Annotated in this window: 19 protein-coding genes, 1 tRNA gene, 1 pseudogene and 1 riboswitch; of the genes and pseudogenes, 19 read left to right on the plus strand and 2 right to left on the minus strand. The window is 55.7% G+C overall.

Annotation, left to right across the window (positions count from 1 at the left end):
- Positions 1–122: 122 nt before the first annotated feature.
- Positions 123–554 (plus strand): annotated as a pseudogene (locus tag B9L21_RS07375) (cysteine hydrolase family protein); the annotation flags it as partial.
- 82 nt (positions 555–636) lie between these two features.
- Positions 637–2,109 (plus strand): nicotinate phosphoribosyltransferase, encoded by a 1,473-nt coding sequence (locus B9L21_RS07380; RefSeq protein WP_063165819.1) that lies wholly within the window; start codon positions 637–639, stop codon positions 2,107–2,109.
- Between the two features lie 176 nt (positions 2,110–2,285).
- Here the strand turns inward: B9L21_RS07380 and pepF are convergent, their stop codons facing one another.
- Positions 2,286–4,136, minus strand: a complete 1,851-nt coding sequence (pepF, locus tag B9L21_RS07385) for an oligoendopeptidase F (RefSeq protein ID WP_063165820.1) — start codon at positions 4,134–4,136, stop codon at positions 2,286–2,288.
- A gap of 89 nt (positions 4,137–4,225) precedes the next feature.
- Between pepF and B9L21_RS07390 the strand changes: the two genes are divergently transcribed.
- Together B9L21_RS07390 and B9L21_RS07395 are read left to right on the plus strand one after the other, a co-directional pair.
- Positions 4,226–5,116 carry an aldo/keto reductase gene (locus tag B9L21_RS07390; protein ID WP_063165821.1) on the plus strand — a complete coding sequence of 297 codons (891 nt, stop codon included), beginning with the start codon at positions 4,226–4,228 and terminating at the stop codon, positions 5,114–5,116.
- Between the two features lie 12 nt (positions 5,117–5,128).
- Positions 5,129–7,285 carry a DNA topoisomerase III gene (locus B9L21_RS07395; protein WP_063165822.1) on the plus strand — a complete coding sequence of 719 codons (2,157 nt, stop codon included), beginning with the start codon at positions 5,129–5,131 and terminating at the stop codon, positions 7,283–7,285.
- A gap of 269 nt (positions 7,286–7,554) precedes the next feature.
- Here the strand turns inward: B9L21_RS07395 and B9L21_RS07400 are convergent, their stop codons facing one another.
- A complete protein-coding gene (locus B9L21_RS07400) occupies positions 7,555–8,424 on the minus strand; it encodes a glycerophosphodiester phosphodiesterase family protein (RefSeq protein WP_063165823.1) in 870 nt (289 codons plus the stop codon).
- 190 nt (positions 8,425–8,614) lie between these two features.
- Here B9L21_RS07400 and B9L21_RS07405 point away from each other — a divergent pair.
- From B9L21_RS07405 to cobM, 15 genes are all read left to right on the plus strand, one after another.
- Positions 8,615–8,686, plus strand: a tRNA-Gln gene (locus tag B9L21_RS07405).
- A gap of 230 nt (positions 8,687–8,916) precedes the next feature.
- A complete protein-coding gene (rraA, locus tag B9L21_RS07410; RefSeq protein ID WP_063167346.1) occupies positions 8,917–9,402 on the plus strand; it encodes a ribonuclease E activity regulator RraA in 486 nt (161 codons plus the stop codon).
- Between the two features lie 60 nt (positions 9,403–9,462).
- Positions 9,463–9,655, plus strand: a riboswitch (cobalamin riboswitch).
- Between the two features lie 179 nt (positions 9,656–9,834).
- The gene (locus B9L21_RS07415; RefSeq protein WP_063165824.1) at positions 9,835–10,239 is read left to right on the plus strand and encodes a (2Fe-2S) ferredoxin domain-containing protein; all 405 of its coding nucleotides are present in this window, start codon (positions 9,835–9,837) and stop codon (positions 10,237–10,239) included.
- Between the two features lie 3 nt (positions 10,240–10,242).
- On the plus strand, positions 10,243–10,983 hold the full coding sequence (locus B9L21_RS07420; protein ID WP_063165825.1) for an energy-coupling factor ABC transporter permease: 741 nt from the start codon (positions 10,243–10,245) through the stop codon (positions 10,981–10,983).
- Positions 10,984–10,987: 4 nt separating this feature from the next.
- Complete coding sequence (locus B9L21_RS07425; protein WP_063165826.1) at positions 10,988–11,281, plus strand: energy-coupling factor ABC transporter substrate-binding protein; 294 nt, start codon at positions 10,988–10,990, stop codon at positions 11,279–11,281.
- Complete coding sequence (locus tag B9L21_RS07430; protein WP_063165827.1) at positions 11,265–11,993, plus strand: energy-coupling factor transporter transmembrane component T family protein; 729 nt, start codon at positions 11,265–11,267, stop codon at positions 11,991–11,993. Before B9L21_RS07425 ends, B9L21_RS07430 begins: the two co-directional genes overlap by 17 nt.
- Positions 11,990–12,814, plus strand: a complete 825-nt coding sequence (locus B9L21_RS07435) for an energy-coupling factor ABC transporter ATP-binding protein (RefSeq protein ID WP_063165828.1) — start codon at positions 11,990–11,992, stop codon at positions 12,812–12,814. The genes B9L21_RS07430 and B9L21_RS07435 overlap by 4 nt, the downstream gene beginning before the upstream one ends.
- On the plus strand, positions 12,804–14,549 hold the full coding sequence (gene cobJ / locus B9L21_RS07440; protein WP_063165829.1) for a precorrin-3B C(17)-methyltransferase: 1,746 nt from the start codon (positions 12,804–12,806) through the stop codon (positions 14,547–14,549). Before B9L21_RS07435 ends, cobJ begins: the two co-directional genes overlap by 11 nt.
- Before the next feature lie 153 nt (positions 14,550–14,702).
- Positions 14,703–15,530 (plus strand): sirohydrochlorin chelatase, encoded by an 828-nt coding sequence (locus B9L21_RS07445; RefSeq protein WP_063165830.1) that lies wholly within the window; start codon positions 14,703–14,705, stop codon positions 15,528–15,530.
- Between the two features lie 13 nt (positions 15,531–15,543).
- Positions 15,544–16,356 carry a precorrin-6A reductase gene (gene cobK, locus B9L21_RS07450; protein WP_063165831.1) on the plus strand — a complete coding sequence of 271 codons (813 nt, stop codon included), beginning with the start codon at positions 15,544–15,546 and terminating at the stop codon, positions 16,354–16,356.
- Between the two features lie 83 nt (positions 16,357–16,439).
- A complete protein-coding gene (locus B9L21_RS07455; RefSeq protein ID WP_063165832.1) occupies positions 16,440–17,087 on the plus strand; it encodes a precorrin-8X methylmutase in 648 nt (215 codons plus the stop codon).
- Positions 17,088–17,093: 6 nt separating this feature from the next.
- On the plus strand, positions 17,094–18,191 hold the full coding sequence (locus B9L21_RS07460) for a cobalt-precorrin-5B (C(1))-methyltransferase (RefSeq protein WP_063165833.1): 1,098 nt from the start codon (positions 17,094–17,096) through the stop codon (positions 18,189–18,191).
- A complete protein-coding gene (locus B9L21_RS07465) occupies positions 18,178–19,383 on the plus strand; it encodes a bifunctional cobalt-precorrin-7 (C(5))-methyltransferase/cobalt-precorrin-6B (C(15))-methyltransferase (protein ID WP_063165834.1) in 1,206 nt (401 codons plus the stop codon). Before B9L21_RS07460 ends, B9L21_RS07465 begins: the two co-directional genes overlap by 14 nt.
- Positions 19,380–20,081, plus strand: coding sequence for a precorrin-2 C(20)-methyltransferase (cobI, locus tag B9L21_RS07470; protein ID WP_063165835.1), 702 nt, complete (start codon positions 19,380–19,382; stop codon positions 20,079–20,081). Before B9L21_RS07465 ends, cobI begins: the two co-directional genes overlap by 4 nt.
- Positions 20,078–20,851: a precorrin-4 C(11)-methyltransferase gene (gene cobM, locus B9L21_RS07475; RefSeq protein WP_063165836.1), complete on the plus strand. Its 774-nt coding sequence runs from the start codon at positions 20,078–20,080 to the stop codon at positions 20,849–20,851. Before cobI ends, cobM begins: the two co-directional genes overlap by 4 nt.
- Position 20,852 lies beyond the last annotated feature (1 nt).

Here is a 20,852-nt window from a genome sequence, read left to right on the forward strand (position 1 = left end):
TGAGTGTCTTATGCTCTAGCGGCGAAGTGGACACGCCTCAAAGAATAAGGATTGCTTGAAGCAGTCAAACTTCTTTGGAAGCCCCCACTTCAAATTTTCGCTAGAAAATTAAGTGGGGGTAGTTCACTGATCACGGCGACTTTGTTGTATTTGCCATTGATAAGCATACGGCAGGAGATCATTATCACCCGGAAACAAAGCTGTTTCCGCCGCATAATATCGAAGGGACGAAAGGGCGGAGGCTATACGGGGAGCTCGAGGAAGTATATCAGGCGAACAAGCATAAAGAACATGTGTACTGGATGGACAAGACGCGGTACAGCGCGTTCGCCGGGACCGATTTAGAACTGAAATTGCGCGAACGAGGGATCACGGAAGTGCATTTGGTCGGCTGCTGCACGGATATTTGCGTCCTTCATACGGCAGTCGATGCGTACAACAAAGGCTTTCGCATTGTCGTCCACCGGCGGGCGGTCGCGAGTTTTGACGCGGCCGGCCATGAGTGGGCGCTGCGTCATTTTTGCCATACGCTAGGTGCAGAAATAGTGGAATAATGGGGAAAACGTGATAGAATAGACGGTGAAAATGGTTGTAATTTGGCGGCGCAGTCATTTGTGTGTTGGGGGTTCTGCATTCATGAACGAAAAATATGCCGATGACAGTTTAATGCTCCATACGGACTTATATCAAATCAACATGGTTGAAACCTACTGGGAAGACGGGATGCATGAGCGCCGGGCCGTGTTTGAGGTGTTTTTTCGCAAGCTGCCGTTTGGCAACGGCTATGCCGTCTTTGCCGGGCTTGAGCGCGTAATACAGTTTTTGCAGGGATTTCGTTTTTCCGACAGCGATATCGACTATTTGCGCAATGAGCTTGGCTACCGCGACGATTTCTTGAACTATTTGCGGACGCTTCGTTTTACCGGGACGGTTCGTTCGATGCGGGAAGGGGAAATCGTCTTTGCCAACGAGCCGATTATGCGCATTGAGGCGCCGCTTGCGGAGGCGCAGCTCATCGAAACGGCGATTTTAAACATCATCAATTTCCAGACGCTCATCGCCACGAAAGCGTCGCGCATTAAACATATCCTCGGGGACGAACCGGCTTTAGAGTTTGGCAGCCGGCGGGCGCAGGAGATGGACGCGGCGCTGTGGGGAGCGCGCGCGGCGTATATCGGCGGGATTGAAGCGACATCGAACGTGCGGGCCGGCAAGCTGTTTGGCATTCCGGTCGCCGGGACGCACGCGCATTCCATGATTCAAGCGTATCAGGATGAATACGTAGCATTTCACAAATATGCACGCCGCCATAAGGACTGCGTATTTCTTGTTGATACGTACGATACGTTGAAATCGGGGGTGCCGAACGCCATTCGCGTCGCCAAAGAGCTTGGTGATCAGATCAATTTTATCGGCATTCGCATCGACAGCGGCGATTTGGCCTATTTGTCAAAAGAAGCGCGGAAAATGCTTGATGAGGCTGGATTCCCGAACGCGAAAATTTTTGCTTCGAACGATTTGGATGAAGATACGATTTTAAACTTGAAATCGCAAGGGGCGAAAATCGATGTGTGGGGAATCGGCACGAAGCTGATCACGGCATACGACCAGCCGGCGTTAGGCGCGGTGTATAAGATGGTGGCGATCGAAAACGAAGCCGGCGAGATGGTCGATACGATCAAAATTAGCGGCAACCCGGAGAAAGTGACGACGCCGGGGCTGAAGCGGGTGTACCGCATCGTCAATAAAATCAATCATAAAGCAGAAGGCGACTACATCGCCTTAGAAAGCGAGAACCCGCAGCAAGAAGAGCGGCTGAAAATGTTCCATCCGGTGTACACGTTCATCAGCAAATTCGTCACCAATTTTGAAGCGCGCGATTTGCATGAAACGATTTTTGACAACGGCAAACTCGTCTACACATCGCCGCCGCTTTCCGATATTCAGGCATACGCGAAGAAGAGTTTGCGCTTATTTTGGGAGGAGTACAAACGAACGCTCAACCCCGAGCAATATCCGGTCGATTTGAGCCAGGCGTGCTGGGACAATAAGATGGAAAACATCCGCAAAGTGAAAGAAAAGCTTGCGCACCCATCGGCGAACGAGTGAACGATTGCGTTTGTTTCAACGCTGTGAAAACGGAACCTGGCATCGTCTCAAAAGCGGAATATACCGTCACAAGGCGTTTTGCCGTCATAAGAGACAAGCCCCCGTCGAAGGAGAGGTGAGAGAATGGCGCTGTCATGGAAAAAGTGTCCCGCGGTGAAGCGGGGCACTTTTCCGTATCACGGTGATGGTTGTTGGTTTTGCAGCTGTTTGTCCAGTTCGTCAACGAGTTTGGCGAAATGGCGCAAGACGCGCTCGACCGGTTCAGGGCGTGTCATATCCACTCCGGCTCGCTTGAGCAGGCGGATCGGGTCGTCTGACGTTCCGGAACGCAAAAACTGTTTATACCGTCTCACTGCCTCGCCGCTTTTGTCAGTTTGAATCCCGCTGACGATAGCATACGAGGCGGCGAGGGAAGTCGCATATTTGTATACATAAAATGCGTCATAAAAATGGGGGATGCGCAGCCAGCCGCGTGCGGCTCCCGGGTCGGCGGCATATGCCGGGCCGTAATACGTTTTGAGCAATGTAAGCCAAAGATGGTTGAGCTCATCGGCCGTCAAGCTGCCTCCTTGGCGCACGTGATCATGGATTTGCTGCTCAAATTCGGAATACATGACTTGCGTGTACAGCGTGCCGCGAATTTGTTCGATTTGTTCGATCAGCAGGCGGAGCTTTTCCTCTTTTGTTTTCGCCTGCTTGTACAAGTAATCAAGCATCAGCCATTCATTGGCGGTGGAGGCCACTTCCGCGGTGAAAATCGAATGGCCGGAATAATGGTACGGCTGTGTGCGGTTCGTGTACACGGAATGCATGGCGTGTCCAAGTTCATGGGCCATTGTCAACACGCTGTCAAGCGAACCGTTGTAATTGAGCAAGATGAACGGATGGGTGTCGTACGCTCCCGTATTGTAGCCGCCGCTGTATTTTTTCGGGCGCGGGTAAATATCAAGCCACCGTTCGGCAAACGCGCGGCGCACATGTTCGATATAGTCGTCACCAAGCGGCTGAAGTCCTTGCAACAAGAGTGTTTTTGCCGTCTCAACCGGGATGGATTCCGCCGTTTCGCCAGCGAGCGGCACATATAAGTCATAGCTATGGACACGGTCGAGACCGAGCGCTTGTTTTCGCAGTTCAATATAACGATGAAGCGCCGGCAAGTGGCGATGGACGGCGGTGATCAAGTTGTCAAATACTTCCTTTGGCACATCATCGGCAGCGAGTGCGGCGTCTAGGCCGGACGGGTAGCGGCGTACGTCGGCATACAGCTCGTCCGCTTTGACGGATGCGTACAGCGTCGCCGCCGCTGTCTGTTCGAGCGTCTCATAGCTTTTGGCTTTCGCTTCAAACGCGGCTTTTCGGTAACGGCGGTCGCGATGCTGAAGGAGGGCGGCATAGTTATGGTCCGTCAGCGTCACTGTTTTTCCGTCCGGCATGCGGACAGACGGCGGCTCGTAGTCGCCGCGGGAAGCGTGGTCATAAATGTTTTCCGCCTCGCCAAGAGCCGGTGATAGTTTGGCGAGCAGCCGTTCCTCGCGTTTGGTGAGCGTATGCGGCTTTTGTTCGCGCAGTTCGGTGAAGTAATAACGATACGGCTTGAGCGGTTCGCTGTTTTGCAGCTTCTTGAGCGTCCGCTCCGGAAGGGCGAGCAGCTCCGGTTCGATAAATGCGGTCTTTGCCGCATATTGGGCGGCGAGCGCTTCCACTTTCGCCCCAAGCCGGGCGGCTGTGGTGTCTTCGATGTTCAAGTCGCGTTTTAAATGGGCGTAAAGGGACAGTTTTTCAAGCTTGCGGGCTGTTTGCTCGTTTAGGGCGAACAGCTTGGCGATCGTTTTCGCATCGTCGAGTTTGCCTTCAAAGGCTTCCAGTTTCGGCAAGGCGCTGTTCACCGCCTGATAGTCGCGCATCCATTCCGCTTCGGACGGATAAATATCGGCCAAATTCCATTCGTATGCCGTTTCGGCAGCTGACGTCGGCCACGGGATGACAAAAAGAAACATCGCGAACAGCGAAACGAGCCGGCGCTTCATGCGATCACATCCTTTCCGTTTTTTTCCTCTCGTCTGTAGTATGTGCAAACCGGAACGTTTTAGCCAAAAAAGAAGAAAGGAAGAGGATGATGGAACGAGTTCAATTAGCAGATCACTTATCTTTTTCCCGCGTCATTCACGGCTGTTGGCGGCTTGCCGACTGGGGCTATTCGGCCGGGCAGCTGCTTTCACTGATTGAATTTTGCCTTGAGCGCGGCATCACCACGTTTGACCATGCCGATATTTATGGCAACTACACGTGCGAATCGCGCTTTGGCGATGCGCTCGCGTTAAAGCCAAGCTTGCGCGGCCAGATGGAGATCGTGACGAAATGCGGCATTAAGCTGCCATCGAAATACGGAATGAAGTCGTATGATACAAGCAAAGATCATATCATCGCTTCGGTCGAGCAGTCGCTGCGGAATTTCCGCACCGATTATATCGATGTGCTGCTCATTCACCGCCCGGATCCGTTCATGAACCCGGAGGAGGTGGCCGAGGCGTTTTTGAAGCTGAGACGGGAGGGAAAAGTGCGTTATTTTGGCGTCTCGAACTTTAAGCGTTCACAGCTTTCGATGCTTGAGTCGTATTTGCCGTTTCCACTTGTCACCAATCAAATCGAAGTATCCGCGTACCGGCTGGAAAATCTCGAAGACGGCACGGTCGATCTTTGCTTGGAGAAGCGGATGCCGCCGATGGTATGGTCGCCGCTAGCCGGTGGAGCGATTTTTTCCGCTAACGATGACCGGGCGGTGCGGTTGCGAGCCGCCTTGGAACAAGTGCGGCAGGAACTTGGCGCCGAGACGGTCGATGAAGTGCTGTACGCGTGGCTGTTTGTTCATCCGGCGCGAATGATGCCGATTGTCGGCTCAGGGAAACGAGAACGCATCGACCGGGCGGTGCGGGCGTTGTCTTTGCCGCTTTCCCGTGAGCAATGGTTCGCCATTTTGCAAAGTTCGATGGGGCATGAGGTGCCGTAAGGGGAGAAGCCGATGAAAATCATTATCGCGGAAAAACCGGATCAAGGGGCGACGCTCGCCTCGATTTTCCGGACGAAAAAACGACAAGGCTATATCGAGATTTTGCCAAACGACTTGTTTCCGGATGGGGCGTACATGACATGGGCGATCGGGCATTTGTTCCAACTCGCCCCGCCCGAGCGGTACCGCCCGGAATGGAAGCGGTGGTCGCTGAAGGCGCTGCCGATCATTCCCGAACGGTTTGAATACGAAGTGGAAAAGGCGAAAGCGAAGCAGTTTCGCATTGTGAAAGAACTGCTGCGGAAGCCGGAAGTGACGGAAATCATCCATGCAGGAGACGCCGGGCGCGAAGGGGAGCTCATTGTGCGCAACGTGATCCGCCTGAGCGGCGTCCACAAACCGATCAAGCGGCTTTGGCTGTCGTCATTAACCCCGAAGGCCATCGAGGAAGGGTTTCGCCGTTTGCTTGATGAGCGAACGACGCGCCCGCTCTATGAAGAAGCGTACGCCCGCGCCTGCGCCGATTGGCTCGTCGGCATGAACGCCTCGCGCGCCTACAGCTTGTTGCTGAAGGAGCGCGGGATGAACGATGTGTTCTCCGTCGGGCGCGTGCAGACGCCGACATTGGCTCTCATTGTCCGGCGCGAGCGGGAAATTGAACAGTTTCGCCCTGAACCGTTTTGGGAAGTCGTCGCTTCGTTTGTCATCGGCGATAAGCGCTATGAAGGAAAATGGACGGATGAAAACGGCCAAACGCGCCTCAAGGACGAAGCAATGGCGAAACAGATCGCGGCTTTTTGCCGCGGGAAGCGGGCGGAAGTCGCCGCCGTCCGTACGGAGCGAAAAACGTTTCAACCGCCGCCCTTGTTCAATTTATCGACGCTGCAGGCGACGGCGAACAAGCTGTACCGCTTTTCGCCGAAAAAAACGCTCGATGTGCTGCAGTCGCTCTATCAAAAAGGCATCGTCTCCTATCCGCGCTCTGATTCGATGCATGTGACTAGGGGAGAGGCGGAAACGTTCCCGGCCATTTTACAAAAGCTGTCGTCGTTTCCGGCGTACGCTTCGTATTTTCCGGTGCCGCATCCCTCCATTTTACACAATAAACGTTATGTAAACGAGAAGAAAGTGACTGACCATTACGCCATCATCCCGACCGAACAAGTCATTGATCCGGAAAAGCTGTCATCCGACGAGCGGAACGTGTATGATTTAGTCGTCCGCCGCTTGATTGCCGCCCACTACCAGGCGGCGATCATCGACTATACGACGGTTGCGACGTTGGTTGATGGACGGGCTCGTTTCATCACGAAAGGAAGACAAGTCATTGAGGAAGGATGGCGCGCGGTTATTCGCCCGCATGAAGAGGAAAAGGAAACGGTGCTTCCATTGCTCCGTCAAGGTGAAGCGGGCAAAGTGGCGGACGTCCAAGTAAAGGAAGGAAAAACGGAGCCGCCGAAACGGTATACGGAAGGGCAGCTCATTACGCTCATGAAAACAGCCGGAAAGTTTTTAGATGACGAAGCGCTTGAAAAAGTGCTCGCCAAAACGGAAGGGCTCGGCACGGAGGCGACAAGGGCGGCGATCATTACGATGCTGAAGGAACGAAAATATATTGAAGTCAAAAATAACCTTGTCTATGCGACCGACAAGGCGAAAGTATTGATCGAGGCGCTCGGCGGCACGATTCTCGCCTCGCCGGAAATGACGGCGAAATGGGAGCAGCGCTTAAGCGAAATTGGCGAAGGAACGGCCTCCTCGGCTGCGTTTATGGAACAGGTGAAAAAGCTGGCGCAAAAAGTGGTCACCGATGCCATCGCCGCTGCGCCAAGCTGGAATTTCAGCGGGCTTGACACCGCTTCGATCCAGCGGACGAAAACGAAAAAAACGGTCGGTGAGCCGCTCGGGCGCTGCCCGCTTTGCGGCGGAACCGTCATCGACAAAGGAACGTTGTACGGCTGTGACCAGTACGCGAAAACAAAATGCTCGTTTACGATCTCCAAACGCATTCTCGGCCAATCGATTTCGGCGGCGAATGTGAAAAAGCTGCTGGCACAAGGAAAAACAAATGTCATCAAAGGATTCAAAAAAGGCGGAAAAACGTTTGACGCTGTCCTTGTGTGGGATGAAAACGACAAGAAGCTGTCTTTTCAGTTTCCAAAACGGTGACGGAAGGCAACAGAGGAAATAGGGACGGGACGCCTGACCCAAGGGTGGACCGATGGCGTCCCGCTTTTTTTGCCGGTTACTCCGTTTGCGGCTCTTGAACCCGTTCCATCAACCGCTCCGGCTCGCTTGGCGCGGCAAAACCGAACCGCATGATCCGGCCTCCTTTTTCATAAATGATACACCGAATCGGATCAGATGGAAACGATTTTGCTTTTAAACAATAATAGTATTATGTAAACAAAAATCCCGGCCGTCTCCCTGAAGGCTAGTCAATGGTCGGGCGGCCGGCGGCAAGCGGCGATGCGAGCTGGGCGGTCGGGATAGTCGGTAAAGATCCCGTCCACGCCCATGGCGCATAGGCGCGCCAGATCGTGCGGTGCATTGACGGTATAGACATGCACGATGAGCCCGCGGCTATGAGCGGCATTCACCCACTCTTTACTGGCGAGCGAAAGCGGCAAGCCGATGCCATCGGCATAGACGGCGACCCGCTCTAGCAGCTCGTCCGGGCTGATACGGGCCGTCTCGCGTTCTCCGATGAGCTGAATGAGCGGAATGCCGCGCGGGGTGAGGGGCCTTAGCGCCTGCAAACTCTCAGGATGAAATGATTGAAATATGATGCGGCCGCGCTGTAAATCATGATGTTTTTGCAGTAGCTGTACGACCGCTTTTTCGATGCCGGGCTGCTTTAATTCAATATACAAAGGGGCGTCGATTCGTTCTGCTTCCAACGTGTGTATGATCTCCTCAAGGGTCGGGATCGGTTCGCCGGCAAAGCGCTTGCTAAACCACGAGCCGGCATCAAGCCGCTTCAGCTCGGCGAGCGAAAAATCGCCAACGTGCCACGGTGAACGGTGAGGGTAGACGGTTTCGGCATTCGTCGTCCGGGCGAGCGTTGTATCATGCATGGCGATGAGCTTTCCGTCTTTCGTCATCCGCACGTCAACCTCAATATAATCAGCGTGCATGCGGCCGGCAAGCCGGTAGGAGGCAAGTGTATGTTCCGGTGCATGCCCGGAAGCGCCGCGATGGGCGATGATGATCGGCTCACGGGCGACAGACGGCTGTGGAGCAGCCGAAGAAGCTAAGCCTAGCGGCAGCCATAACAGGAATCCGACATAGAGCCATATTCGGCGCAACGTCGTTCCCCCTTTCTGTTTGCATCATACCTTATTGGAATGAAGCGATTGTGAAGAGATGATGAAGATGTGGTAAAACGTGCGGAACATGAATCCTTATCGGTATTTTGCCGCCTGTTGCAAAATGATATTCGTTTTGATGCATAAAGGGAGACCTCTTGCTGCATACTGTAAGTGACAACAAAGACGTTGGGCTATAGCCAAGCGGTAAGGCAACGGACTTTGACTCCGTGATGCGCTGGTTCGAATCCAGCTAGCCCAGCTGAATAAGCCGGCTAGGGCGGATCGGCCTTTGGCTGGCAAAAACGGTCTCTGCCACTTCGGCACGGGGCCGTTTTTTCGTCTGAAAGCAGTTCCACGCCGGTAGGACAAAGAGGCGGATGATGCCATTCGCGATGCGAAGTTAACGAATGGTTGCTAAAAAATCGTCACGGCAGCAGGATTTTGACGAATGGTGGCGAATGTAAAACGAACGAAGGGAGAGGAATGATGATGAAAACGGCTGATTTATGCGATCAATTTCTTGACGAGCTGCAAGTGTGCGAACTTGCCTTCCAATCGTACGGCGGAAAGCGGGCGTTTTCTGGACCGATTGCCACTGTTGACGTGTTTGAAGACAACGTGCTTGTCCGCGAAGCGCTCGAGACGGTGCCGCCGGGCACGGTGCTTGTTGTTGACGGAAAAGGGTCGCGCCGCGTCGCGCTATTAGGCGACCGATTGGCGCAAATCGCCTGCGAGAGAGGGCTCGCTGGCGTCATCATTCACGGCTGCATTCGCGATTCCGCAGAAATCAGCGCGATGCCGATTGGCGTGATGGCCATTGGCACTTGCCCGGTGAAAAGCAAAAAAGAGGGAAAAGGCGCCCGCGATGTCGTGCTTGAATTTGGCGGCGTCCGTTGGGAGCCAGGCGCGTATGTGTATGCGGATGCAGATGGCATTGTCATTGCGCGAACGAACTTGTCGGAAAAAAACGGTTGACGATGAAGCCATCGTTGTACTACGATGAAAAAGGATGCTTGTTCCATGACAGCGTATATATTGGCGAAAGGCAAACAAGGTGCCCGGCCTGCTTAGGGCTTGGGTGAAAAGGGAAGTACGGTGAAAAGCCGTCACGGTACCCGCCACTGTGATGGGGAGTTTTGCGGCAACAAGTCACTGAAGGATTCTTCGGGAAGGCGCCGCAAAGCGATGATCCTAAGTCAGGAGACCTGCCTTGTTTGCATCGGACGGATGCCTACGGGAATATAGGCAGACGTGCGGGAGAATGATGGCTGAATGAGGCTTCGTTTGGCTTATTTTTGGCTTCGTACGCATTTTTCTGCACCTCTGCGCTAGAGGTGCTTTTTTATTTTTCTTTGAGCGAAGCTGAAAGGTTTTCATTTCTACCAATCTTGCAAAAGGAGGAATTGGATGGCGACGTGGGATTTGCGGGGAATGAGGCATCATCTGTTGATTTGCAACGGCGGGACGTGCCTGCGCCATGGCGGGGAGGAAGTGACGCTGGCGGTGCGTGAAGAGATCGCCCGCCTTGGATTGGACGATCTCGTTCATACGACAAGAACGCGCTGCAACGGCCGCTGCCAGGACGCGTGCGTGCTGATCGTCTACCCGGATGGCGTCTGGTATCGGCTGATGACACCGGAAAAGGCGCGGGAGGTGGTGCGCATCCATCTTTGCGAAGGGGCGCCGATTCGCGAATGGGCGACGTATGAGTTTGATGAGGAGGCAGGATGCAGATGGACGCCAGCAGGGGAAAGCGAAGCGCCGGTTGGGAAGCGGAAAACGGCCAATGAACAGAAGGAGGTGAATCGATAAACGATGCGAACAAGACGTTGGCTTGCCATCGCGGCGTTATTGGCGGGTTATTTCTTCGTGACGAATGAACAAGAAGCGTACGCGATGCACATTATGGAAGGGTTTTTGCCAGCGAAATGGGCGCTGTTTTGGTGGGGATTGTTTCTTCCTTTTTTCTTGGTTGGTTTACGTCGTCTTGTCCGCACGCTGAAAGAGCATCCGGAGCAAAAGCTGCTCATGGCATTGGCCGGGGCGTTTACGTTCGTGCTGTCGGCGCTGAAAATTCCGTCCGTCACCGGCAGTAGCTCCCACCCGACCGGCATCGGCTTCGGGGCGGCGTTGTTTGGGCCATGGGTGATGGTTGTTATCGGCACGATGGTTCTTCTGTTCCAAGCTTTGCTGCTTGCTCATGGTGGATTGACGACATTGGGGGCAAACGCTTTGTCGATGGCGGTCGTTGGGCCATTGGTTGCGTTTACTGTGTATCAGCTGCATCGCCGCCGTTTCGTATCGCAGCGGATGGCGCTGTTTTTGGCCGCTTGTTTGTCCGATTTGGCCACGTATGTGACCACATCCGTCCAGCTGGCTTTGGCATTTCCGGCCCCAGAGGGCGGCGTGCTCGCTTCGTTTTTGAAATTTGCCGGTATTTTTGCCATCACTCAAGTGCCGCTGGCGGTGACAGAAGGCATTTTGACGGTGATGGTCTGGAACTGGCTTGCTTCATACCAAGCCTCTCCGCTATTCCAACGAGAAAAGGGGGCGTGATTCGATGAAAAAAAACCGGTGGCTGTTCGCTTTCGTCTTGGTGTTGATCCTCCTTCCGCTTTGGTGGGCGCGCGGCTCGGAATTTGGCGGCACCGACGACCAGGCGGAACGGGCGATTCAAACGCTCGCTCCGCATTATCGGCCGTGGTTTGAATCGATTTTCACCCCGCCGGGCGGCGAAGTGGAAACGCTGCTGTTCTCGCTGCAAGCCGCTCTTGGCGCCGGCGTCATCGGCTACGTGATCGGCCTGTATAAAGGGCGATCGGAACGGAAGAACGGGCATGATTCGCGAGTTTGATCGGTTCGCCTACGACAATCGGCTGCGAACGTGGCGAGCGGAATGGAAGTTCGCGATGGCGGTGATCTTGTTGGTGCTTGGGATGATGAGCAGCTGGCGCGAACAGTTGCTCATGATGGCGGGGATGACGTATTGGATCATTGGCCGGGCCGGTGTCCCGTTTTCACTGTATGGAAAAGCAATGGCCGCCGCTTCGGTTTTTTTAGGAGTCAGCTTATTGACAATGATCGTTTCTATTTCTTTTCCTCTTCGGTTATCCATTGCCTATAGCCAGCTGCGGCCAGCCGCTGAACTGGCCGTTCGCTCTTTGTCGGCGTGGTCTTGTTTGTTTTTCCTTCTGATCACTACGCCGGCGCCGGAATGGTTTGCCGTCCTGCGGCGTTGCCGTCTTCCGGCGGCAGTCATCGAGCTTTGTTTTCTGATGTACCGCTTCATCTTTTTGCTTGAGCACGCAGCGGTTGAGCTGTGGCTGGCGTTGCGCGCCCGCAATGGAGGAACACATTGGCGGCATGGGGGGATGCTTATGTACCAATTGTGGCTGAAGGCCGGGCAATCGTACGAAGCGCTCGGGCGTGCGCTTGCCGCTCGCGGGGGAATCGATTCGTTTGTCTATCGGCATCAGCCGTTGGAAACAAAACCACACACCATTGACATGACAGCCGGCGCCGCGTTGATCGTGCTGCTGCTCGGGTTGATTTGGTGGAAAGGGTGAAAGAGTTGCTGCTGCGGATGGAACAAGTGTGCTATGCCTATGATTCCTCGCGTGATGTGCTCAACGGGGTTGATTGGGAAATTCCAGCAGGAAAAAAATACGCGCTCATCGGCGCAAACGGCTGCGGCAAAACGACGCTGTTTCTTCATCTGAACGGATTGCTGCGGGCGCAGTCAGGCGCGCTGTATTGGAAAGGGAGCAACATGTATGAACGCGGGGCCGATTGGCGGCGCTGGCGGCGCGAAGTCAGCCTCGTTTTTCAAAATCCGGAACATCAGCTGATTGCGCCGCTCGTGCGCGATGAATTGGCGATTAGCCTCGCTCACGCTGGGGTCAATGAAGAACAGATGAGAACCGCTTTGTCGACGCTTGTTGATGAATACGGGCTCGGTGATTGGCTCGATCGCCCCACCCACCAGCTTAGCCTCGGACAGAAAAAATGGCTGACGCTTTGTTCGGCGATGGTGACAAAGCCGGACTTGCTTGTGTTGGATGAACCGACAGCGTATTTGGACCAGCATCAAACGAAACAGTTTTTGCGGCAAATCAATGTCATTCATCAAAGGGGAACGACCGTGCTCATTGCCACGCATGATATGGATTTCGTCTGGCAATGGGCCGATTGGGTCGCCGTCATGCACGAAGGCCGGATTGTCAAGCAAGGAGCACCGGAAGACGTTTTTGCTGATCGCCGTCAGCTGCTCGCTGTCCGTTTGGACGTGCCGCTGTTTGTTCGATTCTGGAAGGAGTGGGGACCGAAGGAAGTCTCGATGCCGCGGCCATGGCCAGAAGAAAAAGGAGGGGAAACGCATGGGGGGTAAGTTGTTGATTGTCGGCTTCGGCCCGGGAAGCGTCGATCATATGACGAAGCGGGCCCGCGAAGCCATTGAAGAAAGCGACGTCATCATTGGCTACAAAACATACATTGAGCTTGTGCGCGATTTGATCGCCGGAAAGGAAATCATCAGCACCGGCATGACCGAAGAAGTAAGCCGCGCCCAAGCGGCGGTGAAATGGGCCGAGCGCGGCAAGACGGTCGCCGTCATTTCCAGCGGCGACGCCGGGCTGTACGGCATGGCCGGGCTCGTCTACGAAGTGCTGATTGAAAAAGGCTGGACGAAAGACGATCCGATTGAAGTGGAAGTCATTCCGGGCATTTCCGCCATCCATTCATGCGCGGCGCTGCTCGGGGCGCCGGTGATGCATGACGCGTGCACAATCAGCTTGAGCGACCATTTGACGCCGTGGGCGCTGATCGAAAAACGGCTCGAAGCGGCGGCGGCCGCTGATTTTGTGATCGCGTTGTACAACCCGAAAAGCGGGCGGCGCACGCGGCAAATTGTGGAAGCGCAACGCATCCTGCTCCGCCACCGGGCGCCCGAGACGCCGGTCGGGCTTGTGAAAAGCGCATACCGCGAACGCCAGCAGATCGTGCTCACCGATTTGGCCCATATGCTTGATCATGAAATCGGCATGTTGACGACGGTCATTATTGGCAATTCGACGACGTTTGTGCATGACGGATTGATGATTACGCCGCGCGGCTATCAACGCAAATACCATTTAACCGCGGCCGTCCAGCCGCTGAAACCGCACGAGCGGCTGCGCAAAGAAGCGGAGCCGTGGGCGTTAGAATCGATGAGTCCGCAGGCAACCGGTGATGTTGAAGGGAAGCGGACAGCTGTTTCGAACAATCGGGCTTCCTTGGCGTTAGCCGGCATCCCGCCATTTCCAGATGAAACGCAGCAAACGGCGGCTAGGCCGGCGAGTATGGCCGGTTCAACCGCCGTCGCCGGGCAGACAGCGGTCGAGCGGCCGGTGGTTCATATAGCGCGACAGCAAGCGAAAGAAGCCGCCGAAGATGCGCTTGCGGCGCTTGAAAGCCGTAAACGGCGAAAAGCGGAAACCGTCCTGTTTGAAGCGGCAGTGAGCCCGGGGGTGGCCAACAAACAGTTCACGGCGGAACAGTTGCTTGTTCTAGCGGAGACAGTCGGCCCCGATGGAAAAATGACGTACACGCCAGATCATTACATAAAAATCGAACGGATGACTGATGACCCGGATGGACTTGTGGCTAAACTGACCGCCGCTGGGTTGACGGTTACGCCGGTCGGCGAGGTCCTGACCGTGAAAGCGTGCGATTTTTGTGACGGGGAGAAAAAAGACGCCATTCCGTACGCGGAGGAATTGGCGCGGCGATTCGGCGGGATGGCGCTGCCGAAAGAGCTGAAACTTGGCATCAACGGCTGCGGCATGGCGTGCTACGGAGCGGTGCGTGAAGATATCGGTCTTGTGTACCGAAAAGGAAAATTTGATTTGTTTTTGGGCGGAAAAACGGTCGGCCGCAACGCCCATCCCGGCCAGCTTGTCGCCGAAGGCTTGCCGCCGGAAGAGATCGTCGCCATCATGACTGAGGTGATCGAGCAATACAAAGAACATGCCTACCCGAACGAACGGTTTCATAAGTTTTTCAGTCGGGTGAAACAAGTGGGCCGGTTTCGCCATGAAGAAGCGAAGGCCGCTGCTATGGTGGAAACGGCGGCTTGCGGCGACTAGCGGCAAACGCACTGCTGCGGATGGCGCAGGGAACCGGCGATGAAGCATGTGCCTGCGGGCCAACTCCCGTTGCTCACCGCAAGATGGATGCGATGCGCCAAAAGCGCGAAAGCCAACGCAATGGGGCAAAAAAGAAGATAAGGAGAGGAAATCATGAAGGCGATTTTGTTTGTCGGACACGGCAGCCGTGATCCGGAAGGAAACGAGCAAGTGCAGCAGTTTGTCGCCGGACTGCGGCCGCGCATTGATGACGCATTTCATATTGAAACAAGTTTTTTAGAGTTTGGGCGTCCATCGATCAGCGAAGGCATCCGTCTTTGTGCAGAAGCCGGGGCGAAGGAAGTGATCGTCCTCCCGCTCATTTTATTGCCGGCCGGGCATTCAAAGCTTCATATTCCGGCGGAAATCGATGAGGCCAAGCAGCGCTATCCGCATCTGACGTTCCGGTACGGACGGCCGATTGGGATTCATGAGCAGACGTTGGCGATTTTGCATGAACGGTTGCAGGAAATCGGCGAGCAGCCGGAAGCCCCCGGCCGCGAGACGGCGGTCATTTTGCTTGGGCGCGGCGGGAGCGATCCAGATGCGAACAGCGACTTGTATAAAATCGCCCGCCTGTTTTGGGAACAAACCGGCTATGCGTTCGTTGAGCCGGCGTTCATGGGTGTGACGACACCGTCGCTCGATGACGCCGTCCGCCGCTGTATCGCGCTTGGGGCGCGGCGCATTGTTGTGCTGCCGTATTTTCTATTCACCGGCGTGCTCATCAAACGGCTTGAACGGCAAGTCGAGCAGTACCGCGCCGACCATGCCGGCGTTTCATTCGCCTTGGCCGGCTACTTCGGATTTCATCCACAGTTGGAAACGATTGTGCTTGACCGGCTGAACGAAGCGCTCGGCCAAACGGCGGCGATGAACTGCGATGTTTGCCAATACCGGTTGCACGCCGCCCATCATCATCACCACCATCATCATCATTAAGGGGGAAATGCCAATGATTTTGCTGCTCGCCGGTACGAGCGACGCCCGCGAACTGGCGGTTACGGTGCAAAACGAAGGATATGAAGTGCTGGCTACAGTCGTCACCGATCATGCGGCCGAACAGCTAGAAGCCGCCGGCGTGCGCGCCCATGTCGGCCGCTTGGATGCCGCCCAGCTCGCCCGGCTTGCCAAAGCGAACGGAGCGAGAGCGATCGTGGACGCCAGCCATCCATTTGCCGAAGAGGCGTCAAAAAACGCCATGCAAGCGGCGACCGAAGCGGGACTTCCGTACATCCGCTATGAGCGGCAAGCGTCTTCGCTGGCGTCCGGCACGGTAACGTTTGTCGACAGCTATGAAGAAGCGGCCGAGCTGGCGGCCGAAAAAGGCGGCGTCGTCATGCTTACGACTGGCAGCAAAACGCTCGATATTTTCGCCGCCAAGCTGCTTGGCCGGCCTAACGTGCGGGTGATCGCCCGGATGCTGCCGCGCAAAGACAATTTGGAAAAATGCGAGCGGCTCGGATTTTCGCAAGAACAGCTCATCATGATGCAAGGGCCGTTTTCCAAAGAGCTCGACCGGGCGCTGTTCCGCCATTTTGGCGTCACATTAGTCATCACGAAAGAGAGCGGCAAAGTCGGGTTTGTTGATGAAAAGCTCGCTGCCGCCGAGGAACTTGGCATTGAAACGATCGTCATTCGCCGACCTCGACTGGCATACGGCACAGTGTATACCGATTTTGCCGGCGTCCTCGAGGCGTTGAAACAACAAGCGCCGGTTTCCACCCGTTCGCCGCTGCAAATGGAAAAGGCGGGAACATCTGACTAAGATGCCATTCAATATGGAAACAAGACGGCTAGTATATGCCGCCCGCCTCGCTGTTCTAATGAATGATGAAAGGAGAGAAACAAATGGATTTCCATACGACGTTTCGTCCGGTGACCGTCCAGCCGGAGCAAATTGAAGCGCGCAGCTTTCAAATCATTGATGAAGAAATGGGAGAGCATTCCTTTACAGCTGAGCAATACCCGATCGTTCAGCGCGTCATTCACGCTTCCGCCGATTTTGAGCTCGGAAAAAGCCTTCTCTTTCATCCCGACGCCATCCGCGCCGGTATCGACGCCATTCGCCGCGGCAAGCTCGTCGTCGCCGACGTACAAATGGTGCAAGTCGGCGTCAATAAAGCGCGCCTTGAGAAATTTGGCGGGGCGGTGCGCGTCTACATTTCCGATGAGGACGTCATCGCCGAAGCGAAACGGCTGAACACGACAAGGGCGATCGTCGCCATGCGCAAGGCGGTGAAAGAAGCGGAAGGCGGCATTTTCGCCATCGGCAACGCGCCGACCGCGCTGCTTGAGCTCATCCGCCTAATTAAGGAAGGAGAGGCGCGGCCGGGGCTGGTGATCGGCCTGCCGGTCGGGTTTGTGTCCGCGGCGGAATCGAAAGAAGAGCTGACTAAGCTCGATGTGCCGTTTATTACGAACCGCGGCCGCAAAGGGGGAAGCACAGTGACGGTCGCCGCCTTGAACGCTTTATCGCTCTTGGCGGAACGAGTGTGATGGACGATGGAAGCGAAAAAAACGCTGCGGGAAGGATATACGACCGGGTCATGTGCGACGGCGGCGACGAAGGCGGCGCTCACGGCGCTCATTACCGGCCGGGTGCAGACGGAAGCGACGATTCGGTTGCCGATCGGACGGGCGGTGACATTTTCCGTTCAGTCGTGTACATATGATGGATCAACGGCGACAGCCGCTGTCGTGAAAGACGGCGGCGATGACCCGGACGCGACGCATGGAGCGTTGATCGTTTCGACCGTCTCATGGGCATCATCTTCGGGCGTGCATCTTGACGGCGGCGAAGGGGTCGGGCGCGTGACGAAGCCGGGCTTGCCGGTGCCGGTCGGCGAGGCGGCGATCAATCCCGTGCCGCGGAAGATGATTCGCGAAACCGCGAAGGAAGTGCTCGAGCAATACGGCATCGACCGCGGGGTGAACATCGTCATTTCCGTGCCGGGCGGCGAAGAGATCGCTAAAAAGACGTTAAATGCGAGGCTCGGCATCATCGGCGGCATTTCGATTTTAGGGACGCGCGGCATCGTCGTTCCGTTTTCGACCGCGGCCTACCGAGCGAGCATCGTGCAAGCCATTCAAGTGGCGAAAGCGAGCGGCTGCCGCCATGTCGTCATTACGACCGGGGGGCGGAGCGAGAAATACGCCATGCGGGAATATCCCGGTTTGCCGGAAGAGGCGTTTATTGAAATGGGCGATTTTGTTGGCTTTACGTTGAAGCAATGCAAGCGGCTCGGCATTGAAACGGTGTCGATGGTTGGGATGATGGGGAAATTTTCGAAAGTCGCCCAAGGAGTCATGATGGTTCACGCCAAGAGCGCGCCGGTCGATTTCGGCTTTTTGGCTCGGTTGGCGGAACAAGCCGGCGCTCCGGCACCGCTCGTTGCCGCTGTCCGCGAGGCGAATACGGCGGCGCAAGTCGGCGACATGATGCAGGAAGCGGGCTGCACAACATTTTTTCAGCTATTGTGCGAAGCGTGCTGCCGGGCGGCGCTCAACGAAGTTGGCGGCGGCATGACGGTGGAGACATCTATTTACACGATGAACGGACAACGGTTAGGAAAGGCGGTGCAGACGAATGGGAACGATTAAGCTGATCGGCATCGGCGCCGACGGTCCGGCGGGCTTGCCGGCTCTGTACAGGCGCTGGATTGAGGAAAGCGAGCTGCTTGTCGGCGGCAGGCGGCAATTGGCGATGTTTCCGGACTACAAAGGTGAAACGATCGTCGTCCGCAGCAAGCTGGCGGAACTCGTCGAGCAGCTCCGAAATGAGACGAGAACGACGGTCGTATTGGCTTCCGGCGATCCGCTCTTTTACGGGATGGGCAGCTATTTGGCGAACAAGTTGCCAATTGAGGTATATCCGGCGGTCAGCTCGGTGCAATGGGCGTTTGCGAAAATGGGGGAGTCATGGCAAGATGCCGCGTTCATCAGCGTCCACGGCCGGCCGCTGACGGGGCTTGCCCAACGCATTGACGGGCGGCGCAAAGTCGCCGTTTTGACCGATGAAACGAACTCCCCGACGGCAATCGCCCGCTATTTGCTGGAGTATGGCATGACCGAGTACGAGGCGTTTGTCGGCGAGGAGCTCGGCGGGCCGAATGAACGATGCCGGTTTTTCAAGCTCGAAGAAATGGCCGAAACCGAGTTTCTTCCATTAAATATAGTCGTGTTGAAACAGGTGGCGCCAAGCCCAACCTGGCCGCTTGGCATTGAAGATGATGAATTTTTTCAGCGCAAGCCGGATAAAGGATTGATTACGAAAAAAGAAATTCGCGTGCTGAGCTTAAGCGCTTTGCGTCTCCGCCCGGACAGCGTCGTGTGGGACATCGGCACATGCACCGGTTCAGTGGCGATTGAAGCGGCGAAAATCGCCCGTGACGGGGCGGTGTTTGCCATTGAAAAAAATGAACATGATGTCGACATTTGCCGACAAAATTTGCGCAAATTCCGCGTCGACTTGACGCTCGTTCACGGCAAAGCGCCCGATCGGCTCGACGAGTTTGCCGACCCGGACGCCATTTTTATCGGCGGCACATCGGGAGCGATGGCGCCGCTGTTGGACGTCTGTACGAAACGGCTGAAAAAAAACGGGCGCATTGTCATCAACGCGGCGACGGTCGAGACGCTCGCCGAAGCGTGCCGCGAGCTGCGCGCACGCGGGTTTCATGTCGACATTGCGCTTGCACAGGCAGCCAGAAGCAAGCCGATTTTAGAATTGACGCGCTTTGAGGCGCTCAATCCGGTATACATCATCACTGCGAAACGGGAGGGAGACGAATGACCGGCACGTTGTACGGCATCGGCGTCGGCCCGGGCGATCCGGAGCTGATGACTGTGAAGGCGTACCGCCGCCTCAAAGAAGCGGATGTGATCGCCTATCCGAAAAAAGGGCGGCAAAGCAAAAGCTATGCCGAACAAATTATTGATGCTTATTTTGCCCCGGACGAAAAACGGCGGCTCGGGCTCCATTTTCCGATGACGAAAGACGTAAGTGTGCTCGAGCCGAAATGGAACGAAGCAGCGGACGCCATTTGGGCGGAGCTGGCAGCCGGGCGTGATGTCGCCTTTGTCACGGAAGGCGATCCGTTATTGTACAGCACGTTTATTCACCTCATGAACGTGATGGAACGCCGTTATCCAGAGACGGCGATCGAAGTGGTCCCTGGCATCAGCTCGGCGAATGCCGCTGCCGCCCGTCTCCGCCTTCCGTTGGCCGACGGCGACGAGCAAGTGGCCATTGTGCCGGCGCGCGATGATTACGAAGCGATGAAAGCGGCGCTCCTTGGGCACGATTGCGTCGTCTTTTTCAAAGTAGCAAAAGTGATTGATCTCATGATTCGTCTGCTTCGCGAACTCGATTTGCTTCAGCGCGCCGCGGTCGTGACGAAAGTGACATCAGGAGAGGAAGTCATTTGGGATGCAGGGCAACTTGAAGGGGTGGAGCTTGAATATTTGACATTGTTGGTGGTGAGAAAGTGAAACTGTATATCGTAGGGGCGGGACCGGGGGCGCCGGATTTGATCACCGTCCGCGGCGCTGAACTCCTTGCCTCGGCAGACGCCATTTTTTACACGGATTCGTTAGTGAGCGAGGAACTGATTGAGCGCTACCGGAAGCCGGAAGCAGACGTCTTCCATACGGCCGGCATGCATCTGGAACAACTGGCGGCGGCCATGATTGAACAAGTGAAACAAGGACGGCTCGTCGTGCGCGTCCATACCGGCGATCCATCGATTTATGGAGCGACGCTCGAACAAATCGCCTTGTTGAAACAAGAAGGGGTTGAGATCGAGATCGTGCCCGGCGTCAGCTCGGCATTTGCCGCTGCCGCCGCCGTGCAGGCCGAACTTACCGTCCCGGAGCTGACGCAGACGGTCATTTTCACGCGCGCCGAAGGGCGGACGCCGGTGCCGCCGCGCGAAAGATTGCAAGAACTTGCGAAACATCATTGCACCCTTGTTTTCTTTTTAAGCGCCACATTGGCTAAAAAAGTGGCCGCCGCCTTGCTTGAGGCCGGTTGGAGCGGTGACACCCCGGCCGTTGCCGTGTATAAGGCGACATGGCCGGATGAAATTATCGTCCGTTCGACTGTGGCGACACTGGCCGATGATCTGCGGCGCCATGGAGTGACGAAGCATGCCATCATTTTCGCCGGCTGGGCGCTTGATCCGTACATCCATGAGCGCGGCTACCGCTCGAAACTGTACGACCGCACGTTCACGCACGGGTACCGGAAAGGGGAGAAGTAAC

Source organism: Geobacillus uzenensis, from assembly GCF_002217665.1.
Classification (GTDB): Bacteria; Bacillota; Bacilli; order Bacillales; family Anoxybacillaceae; genus Geobacillus; species Geobacillus subterraneus.

Excerpts from the sequence above, each read along its gene's own strand:
- B9L21_RS07380 (WP_063165819.1), top strand. The coding sequence starts at position 637 with ATGAACGAAAAATATGCCGATGACAGTTTAATGCTCCATACGGACTTA.
- pepF (WP_063165820.1), bottom strand. The coding sequence starts at position 4,136 with ATGAAGCGCCGGCTCGTTTCGCTGTTCGCGATGTTTCTTTTTGTCATC.
- B9L21_RS07390 (WP_063165821.1), top strand. The coding sequence starts at position 4,226 with ATGGAACGAGTTCAATTAGCAGATCACTTATCTTTTTCCCGCGTCATT.
- B9L21_RS07395 (WP_063165822.1), top strand. The coding sequence starts at position 5,129 with ATGAAAATCATTATCGCGGAAAAACCGGATCAAGGGGCGACGCTCGCC.
- rraA (WP_063167346.1), top strand. The coding sequence starts at position 8,917 with ATGAAAACGGCTGATTTATGCGATCAATTTCTTGACGAGCTGCAAGTG.
- B9L21_RS07415 (WP_063165824.1), top strand. The coding sequence starts at position 9,835 with ATGGCGACGTGGGATTTGCGGGGAATGAGGCATCATCTGTTGATTTGC.
- B9L21_RS07420 (WP_063165825.1), top strand. The coding sequence starts at position 10,243 with ATGCGAACAAGACGTTGGCTTGCCATCGCGGCGTTATTGGCGGGTTAT.
- B9L21_RS07425 (WP_063165826.1), top strand. The coding sequence starts at position 10,988 with ATGAAAAAAAACCGGTGGCTGTTCGCTTTCGTCTTGGTGTTGATCCTC.
- B9L21_RS07430 (WP_063165827.1), top strand. The coding sequence starts at position 11,265 with ATGATTCGCGAGTTTGATCGGTTCGCCTACGACAATCGGCTGCGAACG.
- cobJ (WP_063165829.1), top strand. The coding sequence starts at position 12,804 with ATGGGGGGTAAGTTGTTGATTGTCGGCTTCGGCCCGGGAAGCGTCGAT.
- B9L21_RS07445 (WP_063165830.1), top strand. The coding sequence starts at position 14,703 with ATGAAGGCGATTTTGTTTGTCGGACACGGCAGCCGTGATCCGGAAGGA.
- cobK (WP_063165831.1), top strand. The coding sequence starts at position 15,544 with ATGATTTTGCTGCTCGCCGGTACGAGCGACGCCCGCGAACTGGCGGTT.
- B9L21_RS07455 (WP_063165832.1), top strand. The coding sequence starts at position 16,440 with ATGGATTTCCATACGACGTTTCGTCCGGTGACCGTCCAGCCGGAGCAA.
- B9L21_RS07460 (WP_063165833.1), top strand. The coding sequence starts at position 17,094 with ATGGAAGCGAAAAAAACGCTGCGGGAAGGATATACGACCGGGTCATGT.
- B9L21_RS07465 (WP_063165834.1), top strand. The coding sequence starts at position 18,178 with ATGGGAACGATTAAGCTGATCGGCATCGGCGCCGACGGTCCGGCGGGC.
- cobI (WP_063165835.1), top strand. The coding sequence starts at position 19,380 with ATGACCGGCACGTTGTACGGCATCGGCGTCGGCCCGGGCGATCCGGAG.